General features: G+C 63.4%; 23 protein-coding genes and 2 pseudogenes. 15 read left to right on the forward strand and 10 right to left on the reverse strand.

Annotation, left to right across the window (positions count from 1 at the left end; translation table 11 throughout):
- Positions 1-18: 18 nt before the first annotated feature.
- On the forward strand, positions 19-786 hold the full coding sequence (locus ACVWW3_RS09900) for an outer membrane protein (RefSeq protein WP_456650179.1): 768 nt from the start codon (positions 19-21) through the stop codon (positions 784-786).
- 110 nt (positions 787-896) lie between these two features.
- Here the strand turns inward: ACVWW3_RS09900 and ACVWW3_RS09905 are convergent, their stop codons facing one another.
- The 4 genes from ACVWW3_RS09905 to parE form a co-directional block, all read right to left on the reverse strand.
- Positions 897-1,667, reverse strand: a complete 771-nt coding sequence (locus ACVWW3_RS09905) for an SDR family NAD(P)-dependent oxidoreductase (RefSeq protein ID WP_247347113.1) — start codon at positions 1,665-1,667, stop codon at positions 897-899.
- Between the two features lie 21 nt (positions 1,668-1,688).
- Positions 1,689-1,874 carry a hypothetical protein gene (locus ACVWW3_RS09910; protein ID WP_247347112.1) on the reverse strand — a complete coding sequence of 62 codons (186 nt, stop codon included), beginning with the start codon at positions 1,872-1,874 and terminating at the stop codon, positions 1,689-1,691.
- Positions 1,875-2,153: 279 nt separating this feature from the next.
- On the reverse strand, positions 2,154-2,936 hold the full coding sequence (locus tag ACVWW3_RS09915) for an outer membrane protein (RefSeq protein WP_456650178.1): 783 nt from the start codon (positions 2,934-2,936) through the stop codon (positions 2,154-2,156).
- A 449-nt stretch (positions 2,937-3,385) separates the two neighbouring features.
- A complete protein-coding gene (gene parE / locus ACVWW3_RS09920; protein WP_247347110.1) occupies positions 3,386-5,431 on the reverse strand; it encodes a DNA topoisomerase IV subunit B in 2,046 nt (681 codons plus the stop codon).
- A 271-nt stretch (positions 5,432-5,702) separates the two neighbouring features.
- Between parE and ACVWW3_RS09925 the strand changes: the two genes are divergently transcribed.
- The 3 genes from ACVWW3_RS09925 (at position 5,703) to argC (ending at position 8,105) form a co-directional block, all read left to right on the forward strand.
- Entirely contained in the window at positions 5,703-6,233 is a 531-nt protein-coding gene (locus ACVWW3_RS09925; protein ID WP_247445531.1) for a DedA family protein, read from the forward strand.
- Positions 6,234-6,456: 223 nt separating this feature from the next.
- Positions 6,457-7,125: an FMN-binding negative transcriptional regulator gene (locus tag ACVWW3_RS09930; RefSeq protein WP_247445532.1), complete on the forward strand. Its 669-nt coding sequence runs from the start codon at positions 6,457-6,459 to the stop codon at positions 7,123-7,125.
- Positions 7,122-8,105, forward strand: coding sequence for an N-acetyl-gamma-glutamyl-phosphate reductase (argC, locus tag ACVWW3_RS09935; protein WP_247445533.1), 984 nt, complete (start codon positions 7,122-7,124; stop codon positions 8,103-8,105). Before ACVWW3_RS09930 ends, argC begins: the two co-directional genes overlap by 4 nt.
- 127 nt (positions 8,106-8,232) lie before the next feature.
- Here argC and ACVWW3_RS09940 read toward each other — a convergent pair whose 3' ends face one another.
- Positions 8,233-9,000 (reverse strand): outer membrane protein, encoded by a 768-nt coding sequence (locus ACVWW3_RS09940; protein WP_456650177.1) that lies wholly within the window; start codon positions 8,998-9,000, stop codon positions 8,233-8,235.
- Between the two features lie 217 nt (positions 9,001-9,217).
- Here ACVWW3_RS09940 and ACVWW3_RS09945 point away from each other — a divergent pair.
- Positions 9,218-9,969 (forward strand): IS5 family transposase gene (locus ACVWW3_RS09945; protein ID WP_247772603.1). Its coding sequence is split into 2 segments (ribosomal slippage): positions 9,218-9,548 and positions 9,548-9,969, totalling 753 coding nucleotides; the frame shifts between segments, so codons are not numbered across the junction.
- Positions 9,970-10,014: 45 nt separating this feature from the next.
- Complete coding sequence (locus ACVWW3_RS09950) at positions 10,015-10,602, forward strand: class I SAM-dependent DNA methyltransferase (RefSeq protein ID WP_247445536.1); 588 nt, start codon at positions 10,015-10,017, stop codon at positions 10,600-10,602.
- 20 nt (positions 10,603-10,622) lie between these two features.
- Here ACVWW3_RS09950 and ACVWW3_RS09955 read toward each other — a convergent pair whose 3' ends face one another.
- Both ACVWW3_RS09955 and ACVWW3_RS09960 read right to left on the reverse strand, forming a co-directional pair.
- Complete coding sequence (locus tag ACVWW3_RS09955; RefSeq protein WP_247347103.1) at positions 10,623-11,021, reverse strand: MAPEG family protein; 399 nt, start codon at positions 11,019-11,021, stop codon at positions 10,623-10,625.
- 83 nt (positions 11,022-11,104) lie between these two features.
- Positions 11,105-12,913 carry a PHA/PHB synthase family protein gene (locus ACVWW3_RS09960; RefSeq protein WP_247445538.1) on the reverse strand — a complete coding sequence of 603 codons (1,809 nt, stop codon included), beginning with the start codon at positions 12,911-12,913 and terminating at the stop codon, positions 11,105-11,107.
- 252 nt (positions 12,914-13,165) lie between these two features.
- On the opposite strand from ACVWW3_RS09960, the gene ACVWW3_RS09965 reads away from it, so the two are divergent.
- The 5 genes and pseudogenes from ACVWW3_RS09965 to ACVWW3_RS09985 all read left to right on the forward strand — a co-directional run bounded on the left by ACVWW3_RS09965 (position 13,166) and on the right by ACVWW3_RS09985 (position 18,168).
- Positions 13,166-13,441 (forward strand): hypothetical protein, encoded by a 276-nt coding sequence (locus ACVWW3_RS09965; RefSeq protein ID WP_456650176.1) that lies wholly within the window; start codon positions 13,166-13,168, stop codon positions 13,439-13,441.
- A gap of 215 nt (positions 13,442-13,656) precedes the next feature.
- A complete protein-coding gene (locus tag ACVWW3_RS09970; RefSeq protein WP_247445540.1) occupies positions 13,657-14,877 on the forward strand; it encodes an LL-diaminopimelate aminotransferase in 1,221 nt (406 codons plus the stop codon).
- A gap of 29 nt (positions 14,878-14,906) precedes the next feature.
- Positions 14,907-16,224 (forward strand): annotated as a pseudogene (locus tag ACVWW3_RS09975) (homoserine dehydrogenase).
- Positions 16,225-16,361: 137 nt separating this feature from the next.
- Positions 16,362-17,363, forward strand: a complete 1,002-nt coding sequence (glpX, locus tag ACVWW3_RS09980; protein WP_247347093.1) for a class II fructose-bisphosphatase — start codon at positions 16,362-16,364, stop codon at positions 17,361-17,363.
- A gap of 85 nt (positions 17,364-17,448) precedes the next feature.
- Positions 17,449-18,168 carry a haloacid dehalogenase type II gene (locus ACVWW3_RS09985; RefSeq protein WP_456650174.1) on the forward strand — a complete coding sequence of 240 codons (720 nt, stop codon included), beginning with the start codon at positions 17,449-17,451 and terminating at the stop codon, positions 18,166-18,168.
- A gap of 134 nt (positions 18,169-18,302) precedes the next feature.
- Here the strand turns inward: ACVWW3_RS09985 and ACVWW3_RS09990 are convergent, their stop codons facing one another.
- From ACVWW3_RS09990 to ACVWW3_RS10000, 3 genes are all read right to left on the reverse strand, one after another.
- Positions 18,303-20,117 carry a peroxidase family protein gene (locus ACVWW3_RS09990; protein ID WP_456671942.1) on the reverse strand — a complete coding sequence of 605 codons (1,815 nt, stop codon included), beginning with the start codon at positions 20,115-20,117 and terminating at the stop codon, positions 18,303-18,305.
- A gap of 195 nt (positions 20,118-20,312) precedes the next feature.
- Positions 20,313-21,284 (reverse strand): MBL fold metallo-hydrolase, encoded by a 972-nt coding sequence (locus tag ACVWW3_RS09995; protein ID WP_456671943.1) that lies wholly within the window; start codon positions 21,282-21,284, stop codon positions 20,313-20,315.
- Between the two features lie 309 nt (positions 21,285-21,593).
- Positions 21,594-22,259, reverse strand: a complete 666-nt coding sequence (locus ACVWW3_RS10000; RefSeq protein ID WP_456650172.1) for a GntR family transcriptional regulator — start codon at positions 22,257-22,259, stop codon at positions 21,594-21,596.
- 117 nt (positions 22,260-22,376) lie between these two features.
- Here ACVWW3_RS10000 and ACVWW3_RS10005 point away from each other — a divergent pair, with 117 nt between their 5' ends.
- The 4 genes and pseudogenes from ACVWW3_RS10005 (at position 22,377) to ACVWW3_RS10020 (ending at position 26,021) form a co-directional block, all read left to right on the forward strand.
- A complete protein-coding gene (locus ACVWW3_RS10005; protein ID WP_456650171.1) occupies positions 22,377-23,171 on the forward strand; it encodes an enoyl-CoA hydratase/isomerase family protein in 795 nt (264 codons plus the stop codon).
- Between the two features lie 9 nt (positions 23,172-23,180).
- Positions 23,181-24,441: pseudogene (locus tag ACVWW3_RS10010) on the forward strand (CaiB/BaiF CoA transferase family protein).
- 51 nt (positions 24,442-24,492) lie between these two features.
- Positions 24,493-25,485 (forward strand): Bug family tripartite tricarboxylate transporter substrate binding protein, encoded by a 993-nt coding sequence (locus tag ACVWW3_RS10015; protein ID WP_456650170.1) that lies wholly within the window; start codon positions 24,493-24,495, stop codon positions 25,483-25,485.
- Between the two features lie 53 nt (positions 25,486-25,538).
- On the forward strand, positions 25,539-26,021 hold the full coding sequence (locus ACVWW3_RS10020; RefSeq protein ID WP_247347080.1) for a tripartite tricarboxylate transporter TctB family protein: 483 nt from the start codon (positions 25,539-25,541) through the stop codon (positions 26,019-26,021).
- Positions 26,022-26,023 lie beyond the last annotated feature (2 nt).

The following is a 26,023-nucleotide window of genomic DNA, read 5'->3' on the forward strand; positions in this document are numbered from 1 at the left end:
AAGGACACGGGGTGTACCATGCGTAACAAATTGATTGCCGCCTTCGTCTGCACGACGGCTCTGGTTTCGACCGGTGCTGCTTCCGCCGCCGATCTCGGCGCGCGCTACACGAAGGCGCCGGCCTATATGGAGTCGATGTTCAACTGGACCGGCTTCTATGTCGGCGGCCACGTCGGCGGCGCCTGGACCAACGAGCAATTCATCAACAACGGAATCGGCGCGCCGTTCGGCGATCTGGTGCCGGGCCAAGGTTACCGTCAGCGTAACTCGGGCGTCCTGGGCGGCGCCCAGATCGGCTACAATTGGCAGGCCAACAACTACGTGTTCGGCATGGAGGGCACGATCTCCGGCCTGGACAACAAGGGCTCGTTCTTGAACACCGCGTTCGGTGCGGGTAACGATGTGTTCTCCTGGCGCGCCAACGTGCTCGCGACCGTCGTCGCCCGTGCGGGCTTCGCCGTGCAGAATAATTTGTTCTACATCAAGGGCGGCTACGCCGGCGTGAACAACCGTCTGTCGGTCACCGACACGATCGGCCCGGCCACCGGTTCCGGCGGTCAGACCCACTGGGCCAATGGCTGGACCGTCGGTGCCGGCTGGGAATACGGCATCACCCGCAACTGGATCGTCGGCCTCGAGTACAATTACGCAGCCTTCGCCAGCCAGACCTATCAACTTGGCGGCACCTCGGGCAATTACAGCTTCGACGCCAAGCCGCGCGACATCCAGTGGGCCGTCGTGCGCGCGAGCTACAAGTTCGACGCGCCGGTCATCGCGCGTTACTGAGTGCGTCAACGAACGACCAAGCAACTATAAAAGACGATCACTGCCCAAATTTAAAAGCCCCGGCATTGTCCGGGGCTTCTTTTTTCGTGTGCAGGTTTTTCGCGTAAGGCCTACGCCATCACCGAGAACCCGCCGTCGACGGGGATCGCGGTGCCGGTGACGAAGTTCGAGGCGGAGGAGGCCAGGAACACGGTGATGCCGGCGAAGTCGTCGATGTCGCCCCAACGCCCCGCAGGCGTGCGTGCCAGCACCCGTTCGTGCAACCCCGAGACCTGCTGCCGCGCACCGCGGGTCAGGTCGGTGTCGATCCAGCCCGGCAGGATGGCGTTGACCTGGATGTTGTCGGGCGCCCATGCATTGGCGCAGGCACGCGTGTACTGCACGATGCCGCCCTTGCTCGCTGCATAGGCCGCGGCGAAGCTCGCGCCGAAGATCGACATCATCGAGCCGATGTTGATCACCTTGCCGTTGCCGGACGCCTTCAGCGCCGGATAGGCCAGCTTCGAGCACACGAAGGCGCTGGTGAGGTTGGTGTCGATCACCTTGTTCCACTCGTCGAGCTCGAGCTCGTGCGGCGGCTTGCGGATGCTCATGCCGGCATTGTTGATGAGGATGTCGATGCGGCCGAGATCCCCGACGACGCGATCGATCATCGCCGCGACTGCCGCCTTGTCGGTGACGTCGGTGGGAACCGAGATCGCCTTCACGCCGCGCTGACTGAGATCGGCGACGGCGGCGGCGGATTTGGTTTCGTTGCGTCCGACCACGGCGATGTTGGCGCCGGCATCGGCGAGGCCGCGGGCCATGCCGAGCCCGATGCCGCCATTGCCTCCCGTGACAATCGCGACCTTGCCGCGGAGATCGAAACGACTGGATGTCATGCTGCTATTCCCTGGTTTCTTCTATTGGTTGCTCTGCCAGATCAGTACCAGCCCGAAGCCGGCCATGGCTGCGCCATAGCCGGCCCATTGCAGCTGGTTGACCATGAAGCTCGATCGCGGCCAGGCGATGGTGCCCGTGCCCTGTCCGATCCAGAGCAGCCCGACGGCGAGAGCAAACAGGCCTGCGATCAGCAGAAATCTGCGCATGCATTCCTCCCCATTGGTCGGCTTCTGTCGCGACGCGGCATGAACGATTGCCGCGGCCCGAAAACTTGCCGGAAGACTAGCCGTAGCTGTGGTTCGGATACAATGGCTGTTGATGCAGGCCGCAGCGAGGATGCATGTCCGTGTGCAAGATTGTCCAAGGGCGTTGCGGCTACAACCCGAGACGGGCACCGATCGCTGAAAGCAGGCATCAGCAGCTACCGCAAAACGAAAAAGCCCCGGGCGATGCCGGGGCTTTGACGTCTGAAAGGTTAGATCAGATCAGTACTTGGCGACGAGCGGACCGGTCCAGTTGAAGCGGTAGACCAGCGAGGTCGAGATCGTCTGGTTCCAGCTGTTGGCGCGGATGCTGGTGCCGATCGGAAGATTACCAACGTCGGTGAGGGTGTCCTGGGTCTTCGCATTGTAGAAGGCCGAACGATACTCGGTCTTCATGAACCAGCCGGGCGACTGGATGCCGAAGATGTTCAGGTTGTTCTCGACGCCACCGCCGATGAACCAGCCGTTGCGGTTGTAGCTGTTGAGATGGACACCAGCGGGAACGCCGGCCAGCGTCATGAAGTTGGTCTGGCCGAAGTGAGCGCCGGAGTAACCGCCGTTGACGTAGGAGAGAACGTTCGGAGCGACCAGATAGCCGAGGCGGATACCGGCGGCCCAGGAGTCTTCCAGCTTCTGGTTGCCGGTGATGCCAAGAATCGGATCCTGGATGGTGGCGCGGATGCTGCCAAACTGACCGTCAGCGAACACGCCGGCGACCCAGGTGCCGCTGAACTGCCAGTCGTAGCCGAGACCGACGGTGCCGAACCAACCCGAGCCACCCTGGCGCTGATCGATCGTCAGGGGAACTGCGCCAACCGTGGTCTGCACGTGCTGGTCGGAGGCCGAGATGCCGCCGCCGCCGCCGCCGAAGATGTAGAAGCCGGTCCAGTTGGCGACGGGCGCCGGCATCGGGGCCTTCACGTAGGGACGGGCAGCAAGGTCAGCGGCCGAGGCCGAACCGGTCATCGCGGCAACCGCGGTCAGTGCGAGCAAAATCTTCTTCATTTTAAATCCCCAAGCTTTGGTCTGTCTGGCAGGCGCGAGCGCACTGAAGTCCGAGTGATCTGATGCCCGGACTATAGACGCTTCCCGTCGAAATGCTGTTGCAGGACAGGCACAGTCGCCGGGAAACGCCTCACGGCAGGGATTCCAAGCACCCGCGCTGAAGCTTGAAATAATGCTACATTTCCAGTGCGTTACGTCAATTTCCGAGTTTCTGATCCCGGTAACTTTTGGTTAGCAAATCTGGCTTTGTCCGAAATCGAGGCAATCCTGCATCAGCCTTGGCCCGCTGAGTCGTTGGCCGAGTCGGCTTGCGGCGCCGGAATCACGAAGTCGAGGCGAATCGTTGGCTGGATCGTTGGGGAAGGGCGGTTGTCGTCCCCACAAGCAAAAGAGCCCCGGCATCACGCCGGGGCTCTTGATGGGGACGCGGAGGGTGCAGCGTCTGAGGGTCAGACGTCCAGCAATTCCTCATTGGCGAACTCGGCCTTGTCCGAAATGAATGCGAAGCGTGCCTCGGCCTTGGTTCCCATCAGGCGCTCCACCGAATCCGCCGTGGTGTCGCGGTCGTCGGCAAGCAGGACCACCTTCAGCATGGTGCGCTTGGCGGGATCCATGGTTGTTTCCTTGAGCTGCGCCGGCATCATCTCGCCGAGTCCTTTGAAGCGGTTCACCTCGACTTTGGCGTTGGCGCTGAACTCGCTCTTGATCAACGCCGCCTTGTGCGCGTCGTCGCGGGCATAGATCGACTTCGTGCCGTTGGTCAGCTTGTAGAGCGGCGGCACGGCCAGGAAGAGGTGGCCCTCGTCGATCAGCCGCGGCATCTGCCGGTAGAAGAAGGTGATCAGCAGCGAGGCAATGTGCGCGCCGTCGACGTCGGCGTCGGTCATGATGATGATGCGCTGGTAGCGCAGGTCCTCTTCGCGATACTGCGCAAGCATGCCGCAGCCGATCGCCTGCACGAGATCGGCGAGCTGCGTGTTTGCCGTCAGCTTGTCCTTGCCGGCTGAGGCGACGTTGAGGATCTTGCCGCGCAGCGGCAGCACGGCCTGGGTCTTGCGGTCGCGCGCCTGCTTGGCGCTGCCGCCGGCCGAATCGCCCTCGACGATGAAGAGTTCTGAGCCGTCCAAGCCCGCATCGCTGCAGTCGGCGAGCTTGCCGGGCAGGCGAAGCTTCTTGCCGGCGGTCTTGCGCGCGGTTTCCTTTTCCTGGCGGCGCCGCAGCCGGTCTTCGGCGCGGTCGATCACGAAGTCGAGCAGCCTGTTGGCCATGTTCGGATTGCCCGACAGCCAATGGTCGAACGGATCCTTCATCGCCTGTTCGACAATGCGCTGCGCTTCCGCGGTGGCGAGACGGTCTTTGGTCTGACCCTGGAATTCAGGCTCGCGCACGAACACCGAGAGCATCACGGCTGCACCCACCATCACGTCTTCCGACGTAATGGACGACGCACGCTTGCCCTGGCCGACGCGCTCGGCGTGATCCTTCAGGCCGCGCAGAAGCGCGCTGCGCAGGCCGGATTCGTGCGTGCCGCCGTCCGGCGTCGGTACGGTATTGGTGTAGGAGGAGAGGAAGCCGTCGGCATCGGCGGTCCAGGCCACGGCCCATTCGCAGGCGCCATGCGCGCCGTTGCGGCCCGATTTGCCGGAGAAGACGTCAGGATGCACCAGCGTGTCGGCGTGGATCGCAGCCGCCAGATAATCCTTGAGGCCACCGGGGAAGTGGAACGTCGCTTCCGCCGGCACGTCCTCGACGCCCTTGAGCAGTTCGGGCGCGCAGTTCCAGCGGATCTCGACGCCGCCGAACAGATACGCCTTCGAGCGCGTCATCTTGAACAGGCGCTGCGGCTTGAACGCGGCCTTGGCGCCGAAGATGTCGGTGTCGGGCTTGAAGCGCACGCGCGTGCCGCGGCGATTGTTGACCTTGCCGAGATCCTCGAGCTTGCCCTTCGGGTGGCCGCGCTCGAACGTCATGCGATAGAGCTTCTGGCTGCGCGCGACCTCGACCTCGAGCAGCGAGGAGAGGGCGTTCACCACGGAGATGCCGACGCCGTGCAGGCCGCCCGAGGTCTCGTAGACCTTGGAGTCGAACTTGCCGCCCGAGTGCAGCGTGCACATGATGACTTCGAGCGCCGACTTCTTCGGAAACTTCGGATGCGGATCAATCGGGATGCCGCGCCCGTTGTCGATGACGGTCAAAAAGCCGTCCGCGCTCAAATCGACTCCGATGAAGGTCGCATGCCCTGCCAGCGCCTCGTCCATTGAATTGTCGATGACCTCGGCGAAAAGGTGATGCAACGCCTTCTCGTCGGTGCCGCCGATATACATGCCGGGCCGCCGACGCACCGGTTCCAAGCCTTCGAGCACCTCGATATCGGCCGCGGTGTAGTCGGCCTCCGCACCGCTCGCACGCGAGGTCGCCTTGGCGGGCGCGCGGGATTTAGGCTCGTCACCGCCAAAAAAGTCGTCTTTGGCTTTCGGTTTCAATTGCTTGGACATGTATCTTGATGTGCTTTCAGGGCCGCGGAGGCGGCGAATCGGTTACGCCGACTATGCCACGGCTCGTTTGAAAAGGTCATCGCGTGCCGGCTGGCCGGTCTGCGTGGCAGCCGATGCCAGCGATTTTACGCCACAGGCCCACCAATTCCCGGCAATTTGACGTCTGGGCCCGGTCCGGGTCGGGATTTGTGACTTGATGTCACACAAGCCCTTGCCTTACCAGTCTTTTTCATCGAGCAGACCTCAAGGTGGGGCGGGAAGGCGATCTGGAATGGAGCATTATGCGCACGCACTGGCCGACTTCGTGCGTGCTCACCAGGCCTGGGCGGCCCCGATCGTGTTCCTGCTGGCCTTCGGGGAGTCGCTCGCCTTCATCTCGCTCTTGATCCCGGCCTGGGGCGCGTTGGTCGCGATCGGCGCGCTGATCGGCGCCAGCGGCATCAGCTTCTATCCGGTCTGGATCGCCGGCGGCATCGGCGCGGCGCTGGGCGACTGGGTCTCCTACTGGTTCGGCTATCGCTACAAGGAGCGGGTCGCCCAGATGTGGCCGCTCTCGCGCTATCCGGAACTCCTGCCCAGGGGCGAGGCCTTCGTGCGGAGCTGGGGCGTGCCCAGCATCTTCATCGGCCGCTTCTTCGGTCCGTTGCGTGCGTCGGTGCCGCTCGCAGCCGGCATCTTCGAGATGCCCTATTGGAGCTTCCAGGCCGCCAATTTCGTCTCGGCGCTGGTCTGGTCGGCCGCGTTGCTTCTGTTCGGCGACGTGCTTGCGAAGTTCATGGAATGGCTCTGGCGGGTGATCTGACGCCAAAACCTTGACGAAAACCGGATATGGCTTTATAGCCGCGCGCCATGATCAACGCCGCGACCATTCTGTTCGCCCGTCGCCGCCGCCGCAGTCTTGCGGTTTGGGCGGTCGATCGCGTTTGAGATCATCGTCTTTGCCGCCGGATCCGATCCGCGGCATTCTTTCTCCTGTCAGCGCGATCTGATCCGGCGGCCCCCAAGGAGGCCAGCAGGAGACCACGATGTACACGCCACCCTTTTTCAAGCAGGACCGCACCGCGAGCCTGAAATTCGCAGGCGAGCGCGGCTTCGGCACGATGTGCGCCTTCGACGGCCACAAGCCGGTTGCCTCGCCGCTGCCGTTCTACCTGACCTATGCCGCTGACGGCACGCCGCAGGCCGCCTTTCATGTCGCCCGTCACAATCCGCTGCTAAAACTGGCAGGCGACGCGGCGTCCTGGCTGCTCGCGGTCAACGGCCCCGATGCCTATGTGTCGCCGGACTGGTACGTCTCGCCGGATCAGGTGCCGACCTGGCTCTACCAGTCGGTGCATCTGAGCGGGCCGGTGCGGCTCCTGTCGGATGACGAGCTGGCGGTGCAGATCGACACGCTCAGCGAGAAGTTCGAAAGCTGGTTGTTGCCGAAGACGCCGTGGACGTCGGGCAAGATGACGGCCGGCAGGCTGGAAGCGTTGAAGAAGGGAATTGTAGGGCTGGTCATGACGGTTGATGAGGTCGAAGGCAGCTTCAAGCTCAACCAGCACAAGTCCGACGCCGATTATACGGCGATTGCCAATGCGCTCGGCGCGCAGCCTGCTGCCGACGCGAGAGAAATCGCGCAACTGATGCAGGACGTGAGGCCGGAAGCCTTCGCGAACGAAACGAACATGCTCGAAAGGAGCGCGCCATGAGCCTCACTGAAACGACGAAAGCACCGACCACTGGCGCTACGAAGAAGCCGGCCACCGTCTTCGTCGACGGCGGCTCGGGCACCACCGGCCTCGGCATCAACGAGCGGCTGAAGCTCCAGAGCGACGTTGCGGTGAAGACGATCGCCGACGACAAGCGCAAGGACCCCGCAGCCAAGAAGGCGCTGATGGAGGAGGTGGATCTCGTCATCCTCTGCCTGCCGGATGATGCTGCCAGGGAAACCGTCGCGCTCATCGACAGCATGGGACCGTCGGGCCCGAAGGTGCTGGACGCCTCGACCGCGTACCGGGTCGCGCCCGACTGGGCCTATGGCTTTCCGGAGCTGACGCCCGACCAGGCCGGCAAGATCAAGGCGGCGAAGAAGGTGTCCAATCCCGGCTGCTATCCGACCGGCGCGATCGCGCTATTGCGGCCGATCGTCGATGCCGGCTTGTTGCCTTCGGACTATCCCATCACCGTCAATGCGGTGAGCGGCTATTCCGGCGGCGGCAAGTCGATGATCGCAAGCTTCGAAGACGGCAGCGCGCCGTCCTTCGAGCTCTACGGCCTCGGCTTCGAGCACAAGCATCTGCCGGAGATGCAGCTTTATTCGAACCTGACGCGACGACCGATCTTCATTCCCTCTGTCGGCAATTACCGGCAGGGCATGCTGGTCTCGGTGCCGCTCCAGCTCGACACGCTGCCCGGCAAGCCTGATGGTGCGGACCTGCAAGCCGCACTGGCAAAGCGTTACGCCGGCTCGAAGTACGTTTCGGTGATGCCGCTTCAGAACGAGACGACCAAGGGCGGCAAGCTCGAGCCGGAAGCGCTCAACGAGACCAACATGCTCGAGCTCTACGTCTTTGCCAGCGACAAGTATCACCAGGCGGTGCTGGTCGCGCGGCTCGATAATCTCGGCAAGGGCGCCTCCGGCGCGGCCGTGCAGAACATGCGGCTGATGCTGGGCCTGCCGGAGGAGTAGGGCACGGTAGTGCCCCGGACGCAGCGCAGCGCCTCTTGGCGGTGCGCTGCAGAGCCGGGGCCCATTGTTACTTTGCTGCAGCCTTCTGGGTCCCGGTTCGCGCTTCGCGCGTCCGGGACAGGAGGCCTCAGTACTTCGCGATGATCGGTCCGCCGAACCTGTAGTTGATGCGGGCGGTGATCAAGTCGACGTCCTGGCCGATGCGGTCGGTACGTGAGAACGTGCCGACGGGCGCCAGCACGCCGTTGGCCGTGAGGGTAACGTCGCGCCGGCCCATGAACAGATGGTCGTATTCGAGGCCGACCGACCAGTTCGGCGCAAAGCCGTATTCGATGCCGACGCCGACCGTGCCGCCCCAGCGGGTCTCGTCGGCGCCGTCGAACTCGGCCCCGGCCAGACCGCCCGTACCGATGCCGCGGTAGCGATCACGGGTGACGGCGGCGCCGCCCTTCGCGTAAAGCAGTGCGTTGTTCCAGGCATAGCCGACCTGGCCGGTGAAGAGGCCGAAGGCATCGACGCTGGTGCGGTTCGCGACGCCGAACACGGCGCTGGTATTCCGGCCGGAAAGGTCGGCCCAATCGCCCTGCGCTTCGAGGCCGAACACGAAGGCGTTGCTCTGCCAGCGATAGCCGATCTGGCCGCCGGCGACGGCGCCCGTCGCATCATGGCATCCCTCGGCAGTTGCAGGGGAGAAACCAACCGTCTGGTCCCAGCACTTGTGCGACGTGCCATAGCCGCCGTTGGCGCCAATGTAGAAGCCGCTCCAATTGTAGACCGCAGCGATCATCGGCGGCGCCTTGGTGTAGGGGCGGGCGGCGAGATCAGCGGCGTTGGCCTGGGTCACGACGGTTGCGAGTGAGATCGCGCCGAGCGCGGATATCATCTTCCAGTTCATGTTTGCCCCGAATCAATCAATTGCGATGAGCGAAGATAGCTGCGGACGGGTGACAACCTGTAGAGGCAATCCGGGACGCCGGTTGTTTTTGCCGCAATGTCACCCTTCCGCAACACCGCCGGTTGATGCCGGGGCTGCTTGCAGAGTAGGCAGGCTGGTCTAGGGTCTGTTGGGATTCAGGATTCTCATCGGGGCTTGGTTGTGATTCAAGCTTGGGATGGACCGATTCGTTTTGACTGACGCCCAATGGGCGAAGATGGAGCCGCATTGTCTTGGCAAGCCGGGAGATCCGGGCCGCAGCGGCAAGGACAACCGACTGTTTGTCGAGGCCGTTCTGTGGATCGCCCGAACCGGCAGTCCCTGGCGGGATCTGCCGGCGATGTTCGGCCACTGGAATAGCACATTCACGCGCTTTCGCGACTGGGTGAAGGCGGATGTCTGGAAGCGGCTGTTCGAGGCCATCTCCGACGATCCCGACATGGAATACGCCATGGTCGACGCCACCATCGTCAAGGTCCACCGCCACGGTCAGGGCGCAAAAGGGGGACGCAAAGCCAGGCGATCGGCCGCTCGAAAGGCGGCATGACCACCAAAATTCTGGCGCTCACCGATGCGCTCGGCAATCTCGTGCGCTTCGTGCTCCTGCCGGGACAGCGTTTCGATACGGTGGGCGTGCCGCCGCTCATCGAGGGATTGGCCTTCAACGCGCTGATCGCTGATAAGGCCTTCGATAGCAACGCCATCATCGCCGAGCTCGAAGCGCGTGGCGCCAAAGTCGTCATCTCCCAGCATCCGCGCCGTGCACAGCCTCTCGCCATCGACAAGGAGATGTACAAATGGCGGCATCTCATCGAGAACTTCTTCGGCAAGCTCAAGGAATTCAAGCGCATCGCAATGCGCGCCGACAAGACCGACCAGAGCTTCACTTCAATGATCTATCTGGCCGCGGCCGCGATAAACTCCAGATGAATCCCAACAGACCCTAGCTAAGGACCTGCCGAAGTGAGTGACGCCATGGATGAGACCACGTTGCAGTTCTACCGGGAGAACGCCGAGTCTTATGCCGGATGGGCCAAGGCGCCCTCGACGCGGCTGCGCGGTTTTCTGGCTTTGCTGCAACCCAGTAGCTCGATCCTCGAACTCGGCTGTGGTGCCGGCAATCATTCGGCGGTGATGCTGGCCGAAGGTTTTTCGGTACGCGCTACCGACGGCTCGCCTGAGATGGCCGAGATCGCGTCGCGGCGGCTCGGTCATCCCGTCGAGGCGATGCGGTTCGACCAGCTTGACGCGCACGAGGCCTATGACGGCGCCTGGGCCAGCGCCTGTCTCCTGCACGTGCCGCGCGACGAGCTCGCCGGCATCCTGGCGCGGATTCATCGCGCGCTCAGGCCGTCAGGCGTGTTCTATGCCAGCTACAAGATGGGCGAGGGCGACGGCCGGGACAGCCTGGGGCGCTATTACAATTATGCGTCGCCAGAATGGCTCGAGGCGGCCTACGCCACCGCGGGGCCATGGATCACGCTGTCGTCGGACAGGAACGTGATCCAGAGCTTTGACGAGACGCCGGCGAACATGCTGCATCTCGTCGTTCGCAAGGCCTGATCTCAAAGCAGGGCCTGATCTCAAACCGCCTTGAAGATCGCCACCGCCAGCACCGCCTGTGCGACGAAGCCGACGGTGAAGGCCAACGTGCGGAAGATCGGGATCCCGAGCGCATAGACGATCAGATGCGCGACGCGCGACCAGAAATAGACGGCGCAAGCAAGCACCGTCCATTTCGAGGAATAGTCGATGGCGTTCAGGATCAGCACCAGCGGTGCGAACAGCACGAGGTTCTCGACGGCATTGTCATGCGCGAACATCAGGCGGTTCGCCCATTCCGACTGCGGCTTGTCGGCGCGCGAGGGATTGGCCATCGCGCCGCCGAGACCGCGAATCTGGCAGCGGTTGATGGTGTAGGGAATCCAGAGGATTCCGGTCAGGACCACCGTCAGTGTCAGCCAGAACAGTTCACGCGTCATAACCCGGTCCCCTCTGTCGTCGCTGTGTTGAGAGCGAGCTTATACAAGCGCGCAAGATTGCGCCATGCGCAAAGAATTTTCCACTATGCGCGAACTCTGACATAGCTGCCGGGGGCGTCCTCGATCGGAGGCAGCGCTTCGCTGCCGACCGTGCGCGCCGGCACCTCCGCGGGATCGAGTGTGCCAAGCCATTGGCGCCAGTCCGGCCACCACGAGCCCTTGTGCTCGACCGCGTCCTTCATCCACTCGGCGACGTTGACGTCCTTGACGTTGTCGTTGGTCCAGTACTGGTACTTGTTCGAGGCGGGCGGGTTGACGACGCCGGCGATGTGGCCCGAGCCGGACAGCACATATTTCACCGGACCGCCGAAGAACTGCGAGCCGTACAGCACCGATTCCGCCGGCGCGATGTGGTCTTCGCGGGTGGCAAGATTGTAGACGGGCACCATGACCTTGGAGAGGTCGAGCAGGGTGTTGTCGAGCACCATCGTGCCGGTCGACAGCCGGTTCTCCAGATAGCAATTGCGCAGATAGTAGGAATGGTTCGACGCCGTCATGCGCGTGGCGTCCGAATTCCAGTGCAAGAGGTCGAACGCGCTCGGCTGCTGGCCTTTGAGGTAATTGCTGACGACATAGGACCAGATCAAATCGTTGGAGCGCAGCATGTTGAAGGCCATCGCCATCTTGGATCCTTCGAGCACGCCGGCCGCCTTCATGCCCTGCTCCAGCGCAGCGATCTGCTCCTCGTCGACGAACACGAGAAGGTCGCCCGCATGGGTGAAGTCGACCTGTGCCGCGAAGAACGTCGCGGACGCCACGCGCTGGCGGCGCTTCTCGGCGAGCCAGGCCAGCGTCGTCGCGAGCATGGTGCCGCCGACGCAATAGCCGGCAGCGTGCACCTTCATCTCGCCAGTGACCTTCTCGATCACGTCCATCGCCGTGAGCGGGCCTTCCTTCATGTAGTCTTCCCAGCTCTTGGTGCCGAGCCGCTTGTCGGGATTGACCCATGAGATCACGAACACGGTGACGCCCTGGTCGACGCACCACTTGATGTAGGATTTCTCCGGCTTGAGATCGAGGATGTAGAACTTGTTGATCCAGGGCGGGATGATCAGGAGCGGCGTGCGCAGCACATTCTCCGTGGTCGGAGAATACTGGATCAGCTGCATCATCTCGTTCTGGTAGATCACCTTGCCCGGCGTCGTCGCCATGTTGACGCCGACGACGAGATTGTCCGGATTGGACTGGCGGATCTTCAGGACGCCCTTGCCTGCTGCGATGTCCTCGGCCAGCATCTTCAGGCCGCGCGCGAGATTTTCGCCGTTGCTGGCCACCGTCGCGCGCAGCACTTCCGGATTGGTCAGCACGAAGTTGGACGGCGACAGCGCGTTGGTGACCTGCTGGATGTAGAACTCCGCTTTGCGGCGGGTCTGCGGATCGAGCCCCTCGGCGTCGCGCACCAGCTCATGCGCGAATTTGGTCGTGAGCAGATAGAGCTGCATCACGAAATCGAAGAACTGGTTCGACTTCCATTCCGGATCGGCAAAGCGCTTGTCGCGCGGCGAGGGCGCGATCGCGGGCGGAACGTCCTGGCCAGCCATGCGGCGCGCCGCCGAGCCCCAGAGGTCCAGATAGTCCTTGGCGAGCCTGGTCTGGAGATCGGACGCGCGTGATGTATCCGACAGCCAGTATTCGGCGACCGCGGTGAAGGTCTTGACGACCTCGGTAAGCTCGGCCGGCGGACGATCCTGCACCTCGCCGCTCTCGCGGGGCTTGAGGTACGCAGCGAGCGCCTTGCCGCCGCTTTCCATCGCCCGCGCGACATTCATCGCGAAGGCTTCCGCATCGAACTTCGTGTCGGGTTTGGGCGTGTCGGTCGTGGCCATGCTCATGAGCAGAACAGTAACGATTCATTCCGTATTCGTCACCGCGAAGCTCGCATGTTTGGCGTTAAACACTCTCGAAGATGTGTTGCAGTGCGACAAATTTTCTTGGTTCCGTCACAATCGAGCCGCACCGCTCGGCTTGGTGGTCCCGGGCTGTTTTCTCGCTCGCGCCATTTGGGCAGCAATGGTTTGAGCTTGGGTGCGGACTTCGGTAAGGTTGCCGGGGCCGTGCTTTGGGACGAGTAGGGGATTTCCCAAGTGTTGGCGTTGAGGGACCTGCAAAAGTCGCGACTGATCTGTGGCGCGCTGGTGATGGCGGCGCTTGCCATGGGCGGCTGCTCGAGCCAGCTCGCGGACATGGCGCCCGCCGATGCGCAAGCGCATCCCAGGGAGCCCGGCAGCTATCTGCCGGTGCACGATCTGCCGCCGGATCGCGATCAGGCGGTCATCCCGCCGGACCAACGCGCCAAGATCGAGGCGGAGCTCGCTGCCGCGCGCGACCGTCAGGCCGTTGCCGGCAAGGACGCGAAGTAAGGCGCTGCAAGGTAATCGCTGGCGCCTCCGCCTTGCCGTGCTAAAAGACCTCAGTCCAGCCGAGAGTCAGGGCGAACGACTTCAGTCACCGCCATCGATGATTGCTCTAAGCATTTGATTTTGAGTGATTTTCGTGAACGAGGCGGGCGCCTTTTCGCATGGTCGTTATGGCCTGTCGATTCTGTCCTGACCGGTTGCCCGGAGCCGAGAGAGCCATGGAAGAATTTTACCGCATCCGCCGCCTTCCACCTTACGTGTTCGAGCAGGTGAACCGGGCCAAGGCGGCCGCGCGGAATGCCGGCGCCGACATCATCGACCTCGGCATGGGCAATCCGGACCTGCCGGCGCCAGCGCACGTGCTGGAGAAGCTGAAGGAGACACTGGGCAAGCCGCGCACCGACCGCTACTCGGCCTCTCGTGGCATCAACGGCTTGCGCAAGGCCCAGGCCGGCTACTACGCCCGCCGCTTTGGCGTGAAGCTCAATCCCGACACCCAGGTCGTGGCGACGCTCGGCTCCAAGGAGGGCTTTGCCAACGTGGCGCAGGCGATCACTGCGCCAGGCGACGTCATCCTCTGCCCGAACCCGAGCTATCCGATTCACGCGTTCGGCTTTTTGATGGCGGGCGGCGTGATCCGCTCGGTGCCTTCGGAGCCAACCCCGCAGTTCTTCGAGGCGGTGGAGCGTGCGATCGTCCACTCGATTCCGAAGCCGCTGGCGCTGGTCGTCTGTTACCCGTCGAACCCGACCGCCTATGTCGCGAGCCTCGACTTCTACAAGGACCTGGTCGCGTTTGCGAAGAAGCACGAAATCCTGATCCTGTCCGATCTCGCTTACGCCGAGGTCTATTTCGACGAAAACAACCCACCGCCCTCGGTGCTGCAGGTGCCCGGCGCGATGGACGTCACCGTCGAGTTCACCTCGATGTCGAAGACCTATTCGATGGCCGGCTGGCGCATGGGCTTTGCGGTCGGCAATGAGCGCGTGATCGCGGCGCTCGCGCGCGTCAAATCCTATCTCGACTACGGCGCGTTCACGCCCGTGCAGGTCGCCGCGACCGCCGCGCTGAACGGCCCCGACGATTGCATCAGGGAGATGCGCGACACTTACCGCAAGCGGCGCGACGCGCTGGTGGAATCGTTCGGCCGTGCCGGCTGGGAGATCCCGCCGCCGGAGGCCTCGATGTTCGCCTGGGTGCCGCTGCCGGAAGCCTTCCGCAGCGTCGGCAGCATGCAGTTCGCGACCCTGATGGTGGAGAAATCCGGCGTCGCGGTCTCGCCCGGCGTCGGCTTCGGCGAGCATGGTGAAGGATATATCCGCATCGCCATGGTGGAAAACGAGCAACGGATCAGGCAGGCCGCGCGCGGCGTGCGCCGCTTCCTTGAAAGCGGCATCGAAACGTTGCACAACGTCGTTCCGCTCGCCAATCGGCGTTAAGTTCTCTTCCGCAGGTTTTCTGAAGCATCATGGTTGCACCCCTGAAAGTGGGCATAGCGGGGCTCGGCACCGTGGGCGCCGAAGTTGTCCGTTTGATTGAAACGCAGGCCCGCGTGCTCGCGGGCCGCAGCGGACGCGGCATCCGCGTCGTCGCCGTCACCGCGCGCTCGAAGGCCAAGAAGCGCGCCGTCGACCTGCGCGGGTGTCGAATGGGTCAAGGATCCGCTTGCCCTCGCCATGCATCCCGGCATCGACTGCTTCGTCGAGCTGATGGGCGGCTCGGGCGATCCCGCGCTTGCGGCGGTCGAAGCCGCGCTCAGCGCCGGCAAGTCCGTCGTCACCGCCAACAAGGCGCTGCTCGCCAAGCACGGCCTCAAGCTGGCAAAAGCCGCTGAAAAGCACGGCGGCGCGCTGAATTTCGAGGCAGCGGTCGGCGCCGCGATCCCCGTCATCAAAACATTACGCGAGGGTCTTGCCGGAACCGGCATCAACCGCGTCTACGGCATCCTCAACGGCACCTGCAATTACATCCTGACCCGGATGGAGCAGGAGGGCCTGTCCTTCGCCGAGTGCCTCAAGGATGCGCAGCGGCTCGGCTATGCCGAGGCCAATCCGTCCTTTGACGTCGACGGCCACGACACCGCGCAAAAACTCGCTATTCTTGCCAGCCTCGCTTTCGGCACGAAAGTTGCTCAAAGCGCGGTGTATGTCGAAGGCATCTCCTCCATCGCGCCGGAAGATCTCCGTGCCGCTGACGATCTCGGTTACCGGCTCAAGCTGCTCGGCGTCGCGGTTCGCACCGCCAAGGGCATCGAACAGCGCGTGCATCCGACCATGGTTCCAAAATCCTCCTCGATCGCACAGGTGATGGGTGTCACCAATGCGGTCACGATCGACGGCGAGGGCATCCCGCCGATCACGCTGGTCGGCCCCGGTGCCGGCGGCGCGGCGACCGCATCCGCCGTCGTTGCCGACATCGCCGATGTCGCGCGCGGCATTCGCGCCAATCCGTTCGGCCGACCGATTTCGCAGCTGCGCGACACCAAGAAGGCGCCGATGGAGCGCCACGAGGGCGGCTACTACATCCGCCTTCTGGCACGCGATTTCCCGGGCACCGCGGCTGCGATCGCGACCCGGCTCGCGGAGCAGAAGATTTCGATCGAGTCGATCGTGCAGCGCCACCCCAATGGCGGCGCTGCGCCGGCAAACGGCAAGGCGGTCCCGGTGCCCGTTATCCTGATCACCTATGCCACGCACGAGGACGCCGTGCGCCGCGCGCTCGCGGCCGTGCAGCGCGACAAGGTGATCAGCGGGCGGCCGCAGGTGATCCGGATCGAGAAGAACTAGGGCATGCTCCGGAAAAGTGTGAAGCGGTTTTCCGGAAAGAGCATGCTTAAACAATGACACGGTTCGAACGAACTGTGGGTGTTACGAGTTGATGCGGGTGGAGATTTCCGTCCAAACTGTTGCGAAGGAGTTAGCCGATGTCGACCCATATTTCAGTCCCGCCGCAAGCGTTGCTCGAGCGGATTCTCACGCTGGAGATCGTGCGCGTGACGGAGCGGGCGGCGGTGTCTTCGGCGCGTCTGCGCGGGCACGGCAATGAGAAGGCTGCCGACCAGGCCGCGGTGGACGCGATGCGGCGCGAGCTCAACAAACTGCCGATCGAAGGCACCATCGTGATCGGCGAGGGTGAGCGCGACGAGGCGCCGATGCTCTTCATCGGCGAGAAGGTCGGCATGAACGCCGGCCCGAAAGTCGACATCGCGGTCGACCCGCTCGAAGGCACCACGCTGTGCGCCAAGGCCATGCCGGGCTCGATTGCCACCATGGCAATGGCCGACGGCGGCACGCTGCTGCACGCGCCCGACGTCTACATGCAAAAGCTCGCGATCGGCCCCGGTTACGCCAAGGGCGTCGTCGATCTCGATGCCACGCCGGCTGACAACGTCCGCCGCCTCGCCAAGGCCAAGGGTGTCCAGCCGGACGGCATCACCGTTCTCGTGCTCGACCGTCCGCGCCATGCCAGCATCATCGAGAGCGTGCGCTCGACGGGTGCCGCCGTGCGTCTGATCACGGACGGCGATGTCGCCGGCGTGATCCATTGCGCCGACCCCGACAATACCGGCGTCGATATGTATCTCGGCACCGGCGGTGCGCCGGAAGGCGTGCTCGCGGCCGTGGCGCTGCGCTGCATCGGCGGCCAGATGCAGTGCCGCCTCATCCTCGACTCCGACGAGAAGCGCGAGCGTGCCGCCAAGATGGGCGTCAACGATCCCAAGATGATCTACGGCATTGAGGACATGGCCCGCGGCGACTGCCTGTTCGCCGCCACCGGCGTCACCACGGGCTCGCTGCTCTCGGGCGTCAAATTCCGCAAGGATGGCGTGATCGAGACCGAGACGGTCGTGATGCGCTCCGTCACCGGCACCGTGCGCTACATCAAGGCCGAGCACCGCGAGCTGGCGAAGTTCCACCTGGACTAAGTCACAACGTGCGGCCGTCATTCCGGGCCTGCGCCTCGCGGCGCCCCGGCATGACCAAGAACAAGCGATATACAGGGAAGCGTCGATGTCTGACCTCACCGCCGTCAAAGCCCTGGTGTTCGACGTGTTCGGCACCGTCGTGGACTGGCGCACGAGCTTGATCACCGATTTCATGTGGTGGGCGAAGGGCCGCGGCATCGCCGCCGACTGGACCGCGTTGGTCGACGGCTGGCGCGGCATGTACATGGCCTCGATGGACGACGTGCGCAAACATCCCGAGCGCGGCTATGTCATGCTCGACGATCTGCATCGCCGCTCGCTGGAAAAGCTGGTCGAGCAATTTTCGATCAAGGGCCTGGCCGAGGCCGATCTCGATCATCTCACCAAGGGCTGGCACCGCCTGCATCCGTGGCCCGACAGCGTCGCGGGCCTGACGCGGTTGAAGACGAAATTCGTGATCTCGCCGCTGTCGAACGGCAATGTCGCGCTGCTCACCAACATGGCGAAATTCGCAGGGCTTCCCTGGGACCTGGTCATGTCGGCCGAACTGTTCGAGCACTACAAGCCCGACTCTGAGACCTATCTCGGCGCCGCGCGCCTGCTGTGCCTCAAGCCGGAGCAGGTGATGATGGTCGCCGCCCACAACGGCGATCTCGCCGCCGCGCAGAAGAATGGTCTGAAGACCGCCTTCGTGGCGCGGCCGACCGAATACGGTCCGCTCCAGAAAGTCGACTTCGAGGCCACTGGCAGTTGGGACATCGTCGCGAAGGATTTTGGCGGCATCGCCGACAAGCTCGGGTGCTAGGCCAGGCCGACAACCAGGCCTGCAACGTGCGCGCGGCGTCGCAGGACTCCTCGCTCGCACATAGTCGGCGAAGAAGAGCCGGCCTATCGCTTGCTGAGCAACGACACCCATGCTGCGAATATGAAGGCCATGGCTCAGCCTCGCAGCACGTGCCAGGGGGCAAAGGCGTTGTTTACGCCCTCGAGCGCCGGTCCGAGTTGCGGCACATGCCGCAGCAGGACCGATTTCATTCCGTTGTTGTGGATCCAGTCCAGACCGAAGTTGGTGTAGACTTCCGCCCGGTAGTCGTCGGTGAAAAACCGGTCGCTCTTGAGACGCCGCGATGCCATCAGTATGAAGATGCGGAAGGCGGTATCGCTGAAGCCGAAACCGTCCGGCAGGTCCTCGGCCAATAGTCCGACCATCAGATCAACGCGATCGACGTCGCCCTTGTAGATCGCGCGCATCTTCCTGGCCGCGCCGGGGATGCTGGTGATTTCCTCGAATGTCTCGACCCGCTTCTTTCCGACCAGCTCGCGGAAACGATTGTAGCGCGGCACGCCGCGCTCGCGATCGCGCATGATATCGATCGCGGCCACATCGAGCAACGGCTGGCCGTCTTTCGTGAACTGGCGCAGGAAGTTGGGATAATTATGGAGGCGAATGGCGCCGGGATGAGCGGTGCCGAAGGAGTACATCAGGTTGGCGAAGCCGTGCGTCTCCATGAACTTGCGGGAGACGCCTCCCTGCATATCGACCAGCTTGCAGTTTTCGACCTTTGCGGCTTCGAGCAGCCGAACATCCATGTCGTCCGGGATCAGCGGGTGCAGGCGGTAGACGGCGGTGAATTCCTCCGTCATCGCGTAGGGCGCGCTGTGCTGATCCGTCGGAGAGCCGACGATACCAAAGGCGGCTTCGCTGTTCTTGCCGAGCACCGCGCGCAGCACCCGATACGGTATCCCCGACCAATTGGCGTGCATGCTGAAGTCCAGCGCAGGATGACCGAGGATGCCTGGCGTCCATTCGACGGTGTGGATCTTGGCGATCAGGGCCGCGTTGATCAGGCGCGCACGCTGGAATAGCTCCTCGTCATCCCAGGTCGGATACCGCGTCTTCAAGCCGTCGCAGATGATATTGTGCTCGCGTGCGAAGAGGTTGTGCAGCAGGCTGAGCCCGACCCACCAATTGTCATTGAAGCCGGTGAGATCGGCGCCCGGATGGACTGGATCGGCTGGAAGCATCCCATCATCGTCGACCGTGATCTTTCCATCTGCCCCGGAACGGATCTGCATCTGCCTCGCGCGGTCGCTGCCGTAGATCTGTCCGGCGTCCCACCAGTGCGAGTTGAGGTTGCGGAATGTGGGGGTCGCGCCGAGCCATGGTTCGCGTGATGTCTCGTCGCAAACAGTGCGACGGATCTTCATGCAGCCGTCGATCCGCTCGGGCCAAGTGTCGCCCGGCCTGAGCGGGATTTTGAACTCGTTTCCCGACCCAGGCACCCCGTGGCTGAACCAGTTATGGGTTTCGAACTGGATCCAGGCCGCGGCCAGCAGATTGAGGCTGGTCGCGGGAATAAATTCGTCGCGCGCCAGCAATTCCTCCGAAATCACGCGCGGATTGGGTTCGAGCAGATCGTCTACACTGTCCGGCACGCATTCCGGCAGCGCGAAATTGCGTCCGAACCGGGCACCAGCCATCCCCATGCGCGGATGGTCGAGGCTGTTGAAGGAGCCGTCGGCGGAACGCCACCGGTCATTGCCCGTGCTCCAGCCGGGCGATGCCGTGCCGTAGCCGGTATGGTGCAGATTGTGCTTCCGCAGCCGGTCGCGGAACGCCGAAAGATTGGCAGCTCCGAGCAGGGTCGGCAGTTTGTCCCATGTGACAAAGAAGTTGATGGCCCGATAGACAACGTCCTGGACCCCTTGGAGCAGGTCACGGTGGAAGACAAAACCATCGTTCTCGCGGGACATTGACGCTCCCAAACACAACCGCGTGAAATTATTTTAACTTGCAACTAGTAAGTGCAATTCAATAGCCCCAAAATGCCCGTTTGCCAGCGCCGCCGGAGGCCTCACGAATTGCAGTTCTTTGCCGGTCGGCCGGACGGCGGTGATCGTTCGGATGGTCCGGGCGGCGCGTGCGCCACCCGGACCCGATCCGACGATCTACAACGTCATCTGCATCGGTTCGGGATAATAGTGGAAGCCTTCACCGGCCTTGGCGACATGGCCGTAGCCGGGCCAGGCGAAGTGATAGGACATCACGGGGGTCTTGTTCGCCGCAAGCATGGTCAGCAGTTTCACGCGCGACTCGGCCGCCTGCTTCGGGTCGGTGTCGTAGGAGAATTCCATCCGGGGACGCTCGAGAAGCAGGACGGGATGATGTGAGAGGTCGCCAAGGAAGGCGAAGGACTTGCCGGCCGACGAGACCATGAAGATGGTGTGGCCGACGGTATGACCGGGCGCTGCGATCGCCTGCACGCCGGGCAGGAATTCCTGGCCGTCCTTGAAGAACACGATGCGGTCACGGACCGGCAGCAGGTTCTTGCGGGCGTGAACGACGAAGTCCTTGACCGGACTCCCCAGCTTGCTTTCGTCGGTCCAGAAGTCGAAATCGGTCTGCGAAATGTAGATCTGCGCGTTCGGAAACAGCGGCTTGCCGCCGTCGTCCACGATGCCCCCGATGTGGTCGATATGGGCATGCGAGCAGACCACCGCATCGATGTCACCAGGCTTGATGCCGGCCTCGGTCATGCTCTTCTGCTGCCGGCCGGTGGTGGCGCCGAACATCTTGGATGAGCCCATGCCGGTATCGAACAGGATGAGCTTGTCGCCCGTGTTCACGATCGGCGAGTTCTGCTCCAGCACGACATTGTCCGGCGACAGGAAATTGTCGGACAGCATCTTCTTCACCTCTTCCTTGGAAACGCCGGTGAAGGTGCCGGAGGGATCGCCGAGCGGCAGCGGTCCGTCGGAGACGACGGTGACTTCTGCGTCGCCGAGCACGAAGCGGTGCCAGTAGGGCGTTTGCGTGCCGAGCTTGGGAGCGCGCGCCATCGCGCTGCTGCCGAACATGGCGCTGGCACCAAGTCCGGCGCCAAGCGACAGCAGGGATCGACGTGAGACATTGAGTGTCATTCGTTTCCTCCACTTTATTCTTTTGAGCTGCGCGAATTTGTCGCGCGTTATGTCGGCCTGAAGCCAGCGGTGAGATGCTGCGCCGGTTCAGACACGCTAGCAAGTGGAATTGGTCTGCGGATGATCGCGGCTTGTCGCAGTTGGCGGTGCAATTCCGGCGCGCGACAAAAGACGTTCGTTGCTGACTTTTGTCGTCAGCACGATCCGGTCAAGCCTGCCGCAATGCAATCAATGATTGTGTCGCGATTATGTCGTCTAACCACGCGATGCGATGGGACGGTAAGATTTTTTTAGGTCGCGAACGCTGTCTTACGCAATTCTCAGCGTGAGGTCATTGCCTTCCGTCTCTGCAAAGCCCGCCTGCAAGACCTCTTCGCGCTTGTGGCGCAGATGCGCACGCAGGATGTGCGAGAGGCCGGCGCCATCGCGCCGCTGCAGCGCGTTCAGGATCGCCTCGTGCTCGCTGACGGCAAATGCCCAGCGCTGCGGCGTCATCGGCGTGACATAGCGCGCGCGGCGGATGCGCGCGGTCACGGACGTATACAGCCCCGCAAGCACTGGGTTTCCGGCCGCTGCGACGATGCCTTCGTGAATGGCGCGGTTGCCGCGATAGTACTGGATCAAATCGCCCTCGCGATAATGCCGCACCATGTCCGCGTGCGCGGCGGCGATCGCGTCGATCTCGGCATCGGTGATGCGTTCGCAGGCGAGCTCCCCGGCGAGCGCCTCGAGACCCTGGCAGACCTCGAACAGGTCGCGCATGTCCTTGTCGGTCAGTTTCGCCGCGCGTGAGCCGCGATGGGGCAGGAGCTGCACGAGCCCTTCGGCTGCGAGCACCTTGAGCGCCTCACGCAGCGGTGTGCGCGAAATCTCGAGCCGCTCGCACAGCTCGCGCTCGGGAATCCGCGCACCCGGCGGGATTTCGCCGTCGAGCAGGATGGCGCGGATACGGCCGACGACTTCTTCGTGAAGCATGGGTTTGAGGTCCATTTGAATGCAAAATTGAAGATATATGCGTAGTATTGCAAATTTCAGCTTGAAAAACGATAATTTTGCATTCAAAAAATGTAAAAAACAGAAGGACATGAGGAAATGGACCAGCAGGTCGAGGCGGAAGACCTCGTTTTCGAGCGCCAGGACGGTATCGGGCGGATCACTTTCAACCGCCCGCAGGCGCGCAACGCCTTCACCTTCGCGATGTACGAGCGGCTCGCCGCGATCTGCGGAGAGGTCAATGACGATCATGCGATCAAGGTGCTGGTGCTGCGCGGGGCCGGCGACAAGGCGTTTGCCTCGGGCACCGACATCAATCAGTTCCGCGAGTTCAAGTCGCCGCAGGACGCGATCGACTACGAGAACCGCATCGATCGGGTTCTGACCACGCTCGAGGCGTGCCGGGTGCCGACGATCGCGGCGATCAACGGGTTCTGCACCGGCGGCGGTGCGGGCATTGCGGCGGCCTGTGACCTTCGCATCGGCACCAGAAGCGCGAAAATCGGCTTTCCCATCGCCCGGACACTGGGCAATTGCCTGTCGATGTCCAATGTCAGCCGTCTCACGGCGCTGATCGGCGCCGCGCGCGTCAAGGATCTGATCTTCACCGCGCGCCTCGTTGACGCCACGGAGGCCGCAAGCGTCGGGCTGCTCGGCGAGGTCGTCGAGGATCTTGCCGCGCTCGACCGGCGTGCCGACGAGGTCGCGCGGCTCGTCGCCAGTCATGCGCCGCTGACGCTGAATGCGACCAAGCAGGCCGTGGCGCGCCTGCAAAGGCGGCTGACGCGGGACGCGGGCGAAGACCTCATCCTGATGTGCTACACGAGCCAGGATTTTCGCGAAGGGCTCGATGCTTTCCTCACCAAACGCGCGCCGCAATGGCGCGGCCAATAGGACGGGCCGATGCAAAGCGATCGATCGCAATCAATCTCCCGCCGTTCGGGGCCGCTTGCCGGCCTCAAGGTCATCGATCTCACCCATGTCATGGCCGGGCCGACCTGCACCCTGATGCTGGCCGACATGGGCGCCGACGTCATCAAGATCGAGAAATCGCCGAATGGCGACGACACCCGCCATTCGGTGCCGCCGAAGATCGGCGATGAGGCGGCCTCCTTCCTGATGATGAACCGCAACAAGCGCGGCATCGTGCTGGACCTCAAGACCGACGGCGGCAAAGCGGTGCTGCGACGGCTGATCGCGGACGCCGACGTGCTGGTCGAGAACTTTGCGCCCGGCGCGATGGAGCGCCTCGGCTTCGGATACGAGGCGCTGCACGAAAAATTCCCGACGCTGATCTATTGCTCGCTGTCGGGCTTCGGCCGTACCGGTCCTTACAAGCACCGCCGCGGCTTCGATCTGGTCGCCCAGGCCATGAGCGGCATCATGAGCTTTACCGGCGAACGTCCCGACGGTCCGCCCGTGAAGTGCGGTCCGCCGCTGTCCGACATCACCGCTGGACTGCTCGCGAGCATGGGAATCCTCGCGGCGTATACGCACCGCCTCAAGACCGGCGAAGGGCAGTGGGTCGAGACCTCGCTCTATGAGGCCGCGCTGGTGCAGACCTATTGGCAATCGACCATTGCGCTGGCCGCGGGCACCGCGCCGCGCGCGATGGGCTCTGCTCATCCGCTCAACGCGCCGTATCAGGCGTTCGAGGCCTCGGACGGCTGGCTCGTGGTCGGCGGCGCCAACAAGAAGCACTGGCTGTTGATGCTAGAGGCCCTCGGCGCGAGCGAACTCGCCGCCGATCCGCGCTTCGTCACCGGGGCCGACCGCATGGCGCATTTGAAGGAGCTCGAAGGCCGTCCTGAGCGAGCGCTTCCGCACCCAGACCCGGGCGCACTGGCTCGCGGCGCTGGACGAGAAGGGTGTTCCGTGCGGACCCGTGCACGACATGCTGGAGGCGCTCAGCGATCCGCAGACGCTGGCGCGCGAGATGGTCGTCGAGGTCGAGCACTCCACGCTCGGTCCGGTGAAGACGATCGGTCTTCCGGTCAAGTTTTCGGAGACCCCAGGCAAAGTGCGTACGGGCGCGCCGGTCTACGGTGAGCATACGCGCGAGGTGCTGGCCGAGCACGGGTTCGACCAGAAGCAGATCGAAGCGCTCGAACAAGAAGGCGCAATCGTCCTGGCAGCAGGAAGACGCGAGGAACGCGTCGCCTGACCGGACGTCAAAACGACAAGAACAAACGACAAAAATCAGCTGGAGGACATCATGGGTCGGACGTCAACATTTCTGCTCTCCGCAGCCGCAACCCTGCTCGCCGGCACGATGCCGGCGCTCTCGGCCTGGCAGCCGCAAAAGCCGATCGAGTTCGTGGCGACCGCCGGGCCCGGCGGCGGCACCGACAACCTCGCGCGCGCCGTGCAGAACATCATCACCAAGCACAAGCTGACGGAGCAGCCGATCGTCGTCGTCAACAAGGGCGGCGGCAGCGGCGCGGAAGGCTATGTCTACGGCAAGGCGTCCGCCGGCGATCCCTACAAGGTGATCTTCGGCACGTCGAATGCCTGGCAGCAGCCGCTCGTCTCCAAGGTCGCCTTCAACTACACCGATCTCACCCCGATCGCAGCGATGGCGCAGGACGAGTTCCTGCTCTGGGTCAAACAGGACTCGCCTTTCAAGACGGCGGGCGACTATCTGAAGGCGGCCGCATCGGGCGAATTCAAGATGGGCGGCGCTCAGTCGAAGGATACCGACGAGGTGCTGACCCGCATGATCGAGAAGGCAGGTCATGTCAAGATGACCTACATTCCGTTCAAGAGCGGCGCCGAAGCTGCCGTGCAGCTCGCCGGCGGACACCTCGACTCCCACGTCAACAATCCCAGCGAAAGCCTCGGGCAATGGCGCGGTGGAACGCAGCGCCCGCTTTGCGTTTTCAGTCCGAAGCGACTGCCGCAGGGCGCCAAGATCACCGCGACCGAAGGCTGGGGCGACGTTCCGACCTGTGTCGAACAGGGCCTCGACATCAAGCAATATGAGCAGCCGCGGACGGTGTGGTTGCCTGGCAAGGTCACTCCGGACCAGGCCGCGTTTTATATCGACTTGATGAAGAAGGTGCAGGGGACGCCGGATTGGAAGGACTACATCGAGAAGAGCTCCCAGATCGACACGTTCCTGACCGGCGCAGAGTTCGACAATTTCATCAAGGAGGACCTTGAGCGCGTCCGGCTGGTTGCGAGCGAGCAGGGCTGGTTGGTCAAGTAAGGCGGTGACACCGCAATGACGTTCTGACATCTCGTGACGGACCGGAGCCCTCGATGATCTCACGCCGTGCGCTTGAACTTGCGACCGCCATCCTCACCGGCAGCTTTGGTGTGGCCGTCGTTGTCTCCAGCCTCGACAACGGCATCGGCTGGTCCAGCGCGGGCGTGGATGCCGGGACGTTCCCGTTCCTGACCGGAATCATCATCGTGCTCGGAAGCCTCTACAATCTGGTGCGAGGCGTTCTGCCGGCCACGGCGCTCGCAAATGTTCCCATCGCAATCACGCCGATCGAGCTGCGCCGGCTTGCCGGCCTGTTCGTGCCGGCCGCGATTTTCGTTGCCGCGATCCCTTTGGCCGGGATGTATGTCGCCTCGTCGCTCTATGTCTTCGCAGTGCTTGCGATCCCCAAGTACCAATCCGTGCCGCGTGCTCTGGCCATGGCCGCGGCAACGGCGCTCGCGCTCTATGCCGTGTTCGAGCGCATGTTCCAGGTGAGCTTGCCGCACGGCGCGCTCGCCGCGGCGCTTGGCTTCTGACG

It is taken from the genome of Bradyrhizobium sp. LM2.9 (assembly GCF_054056555.1).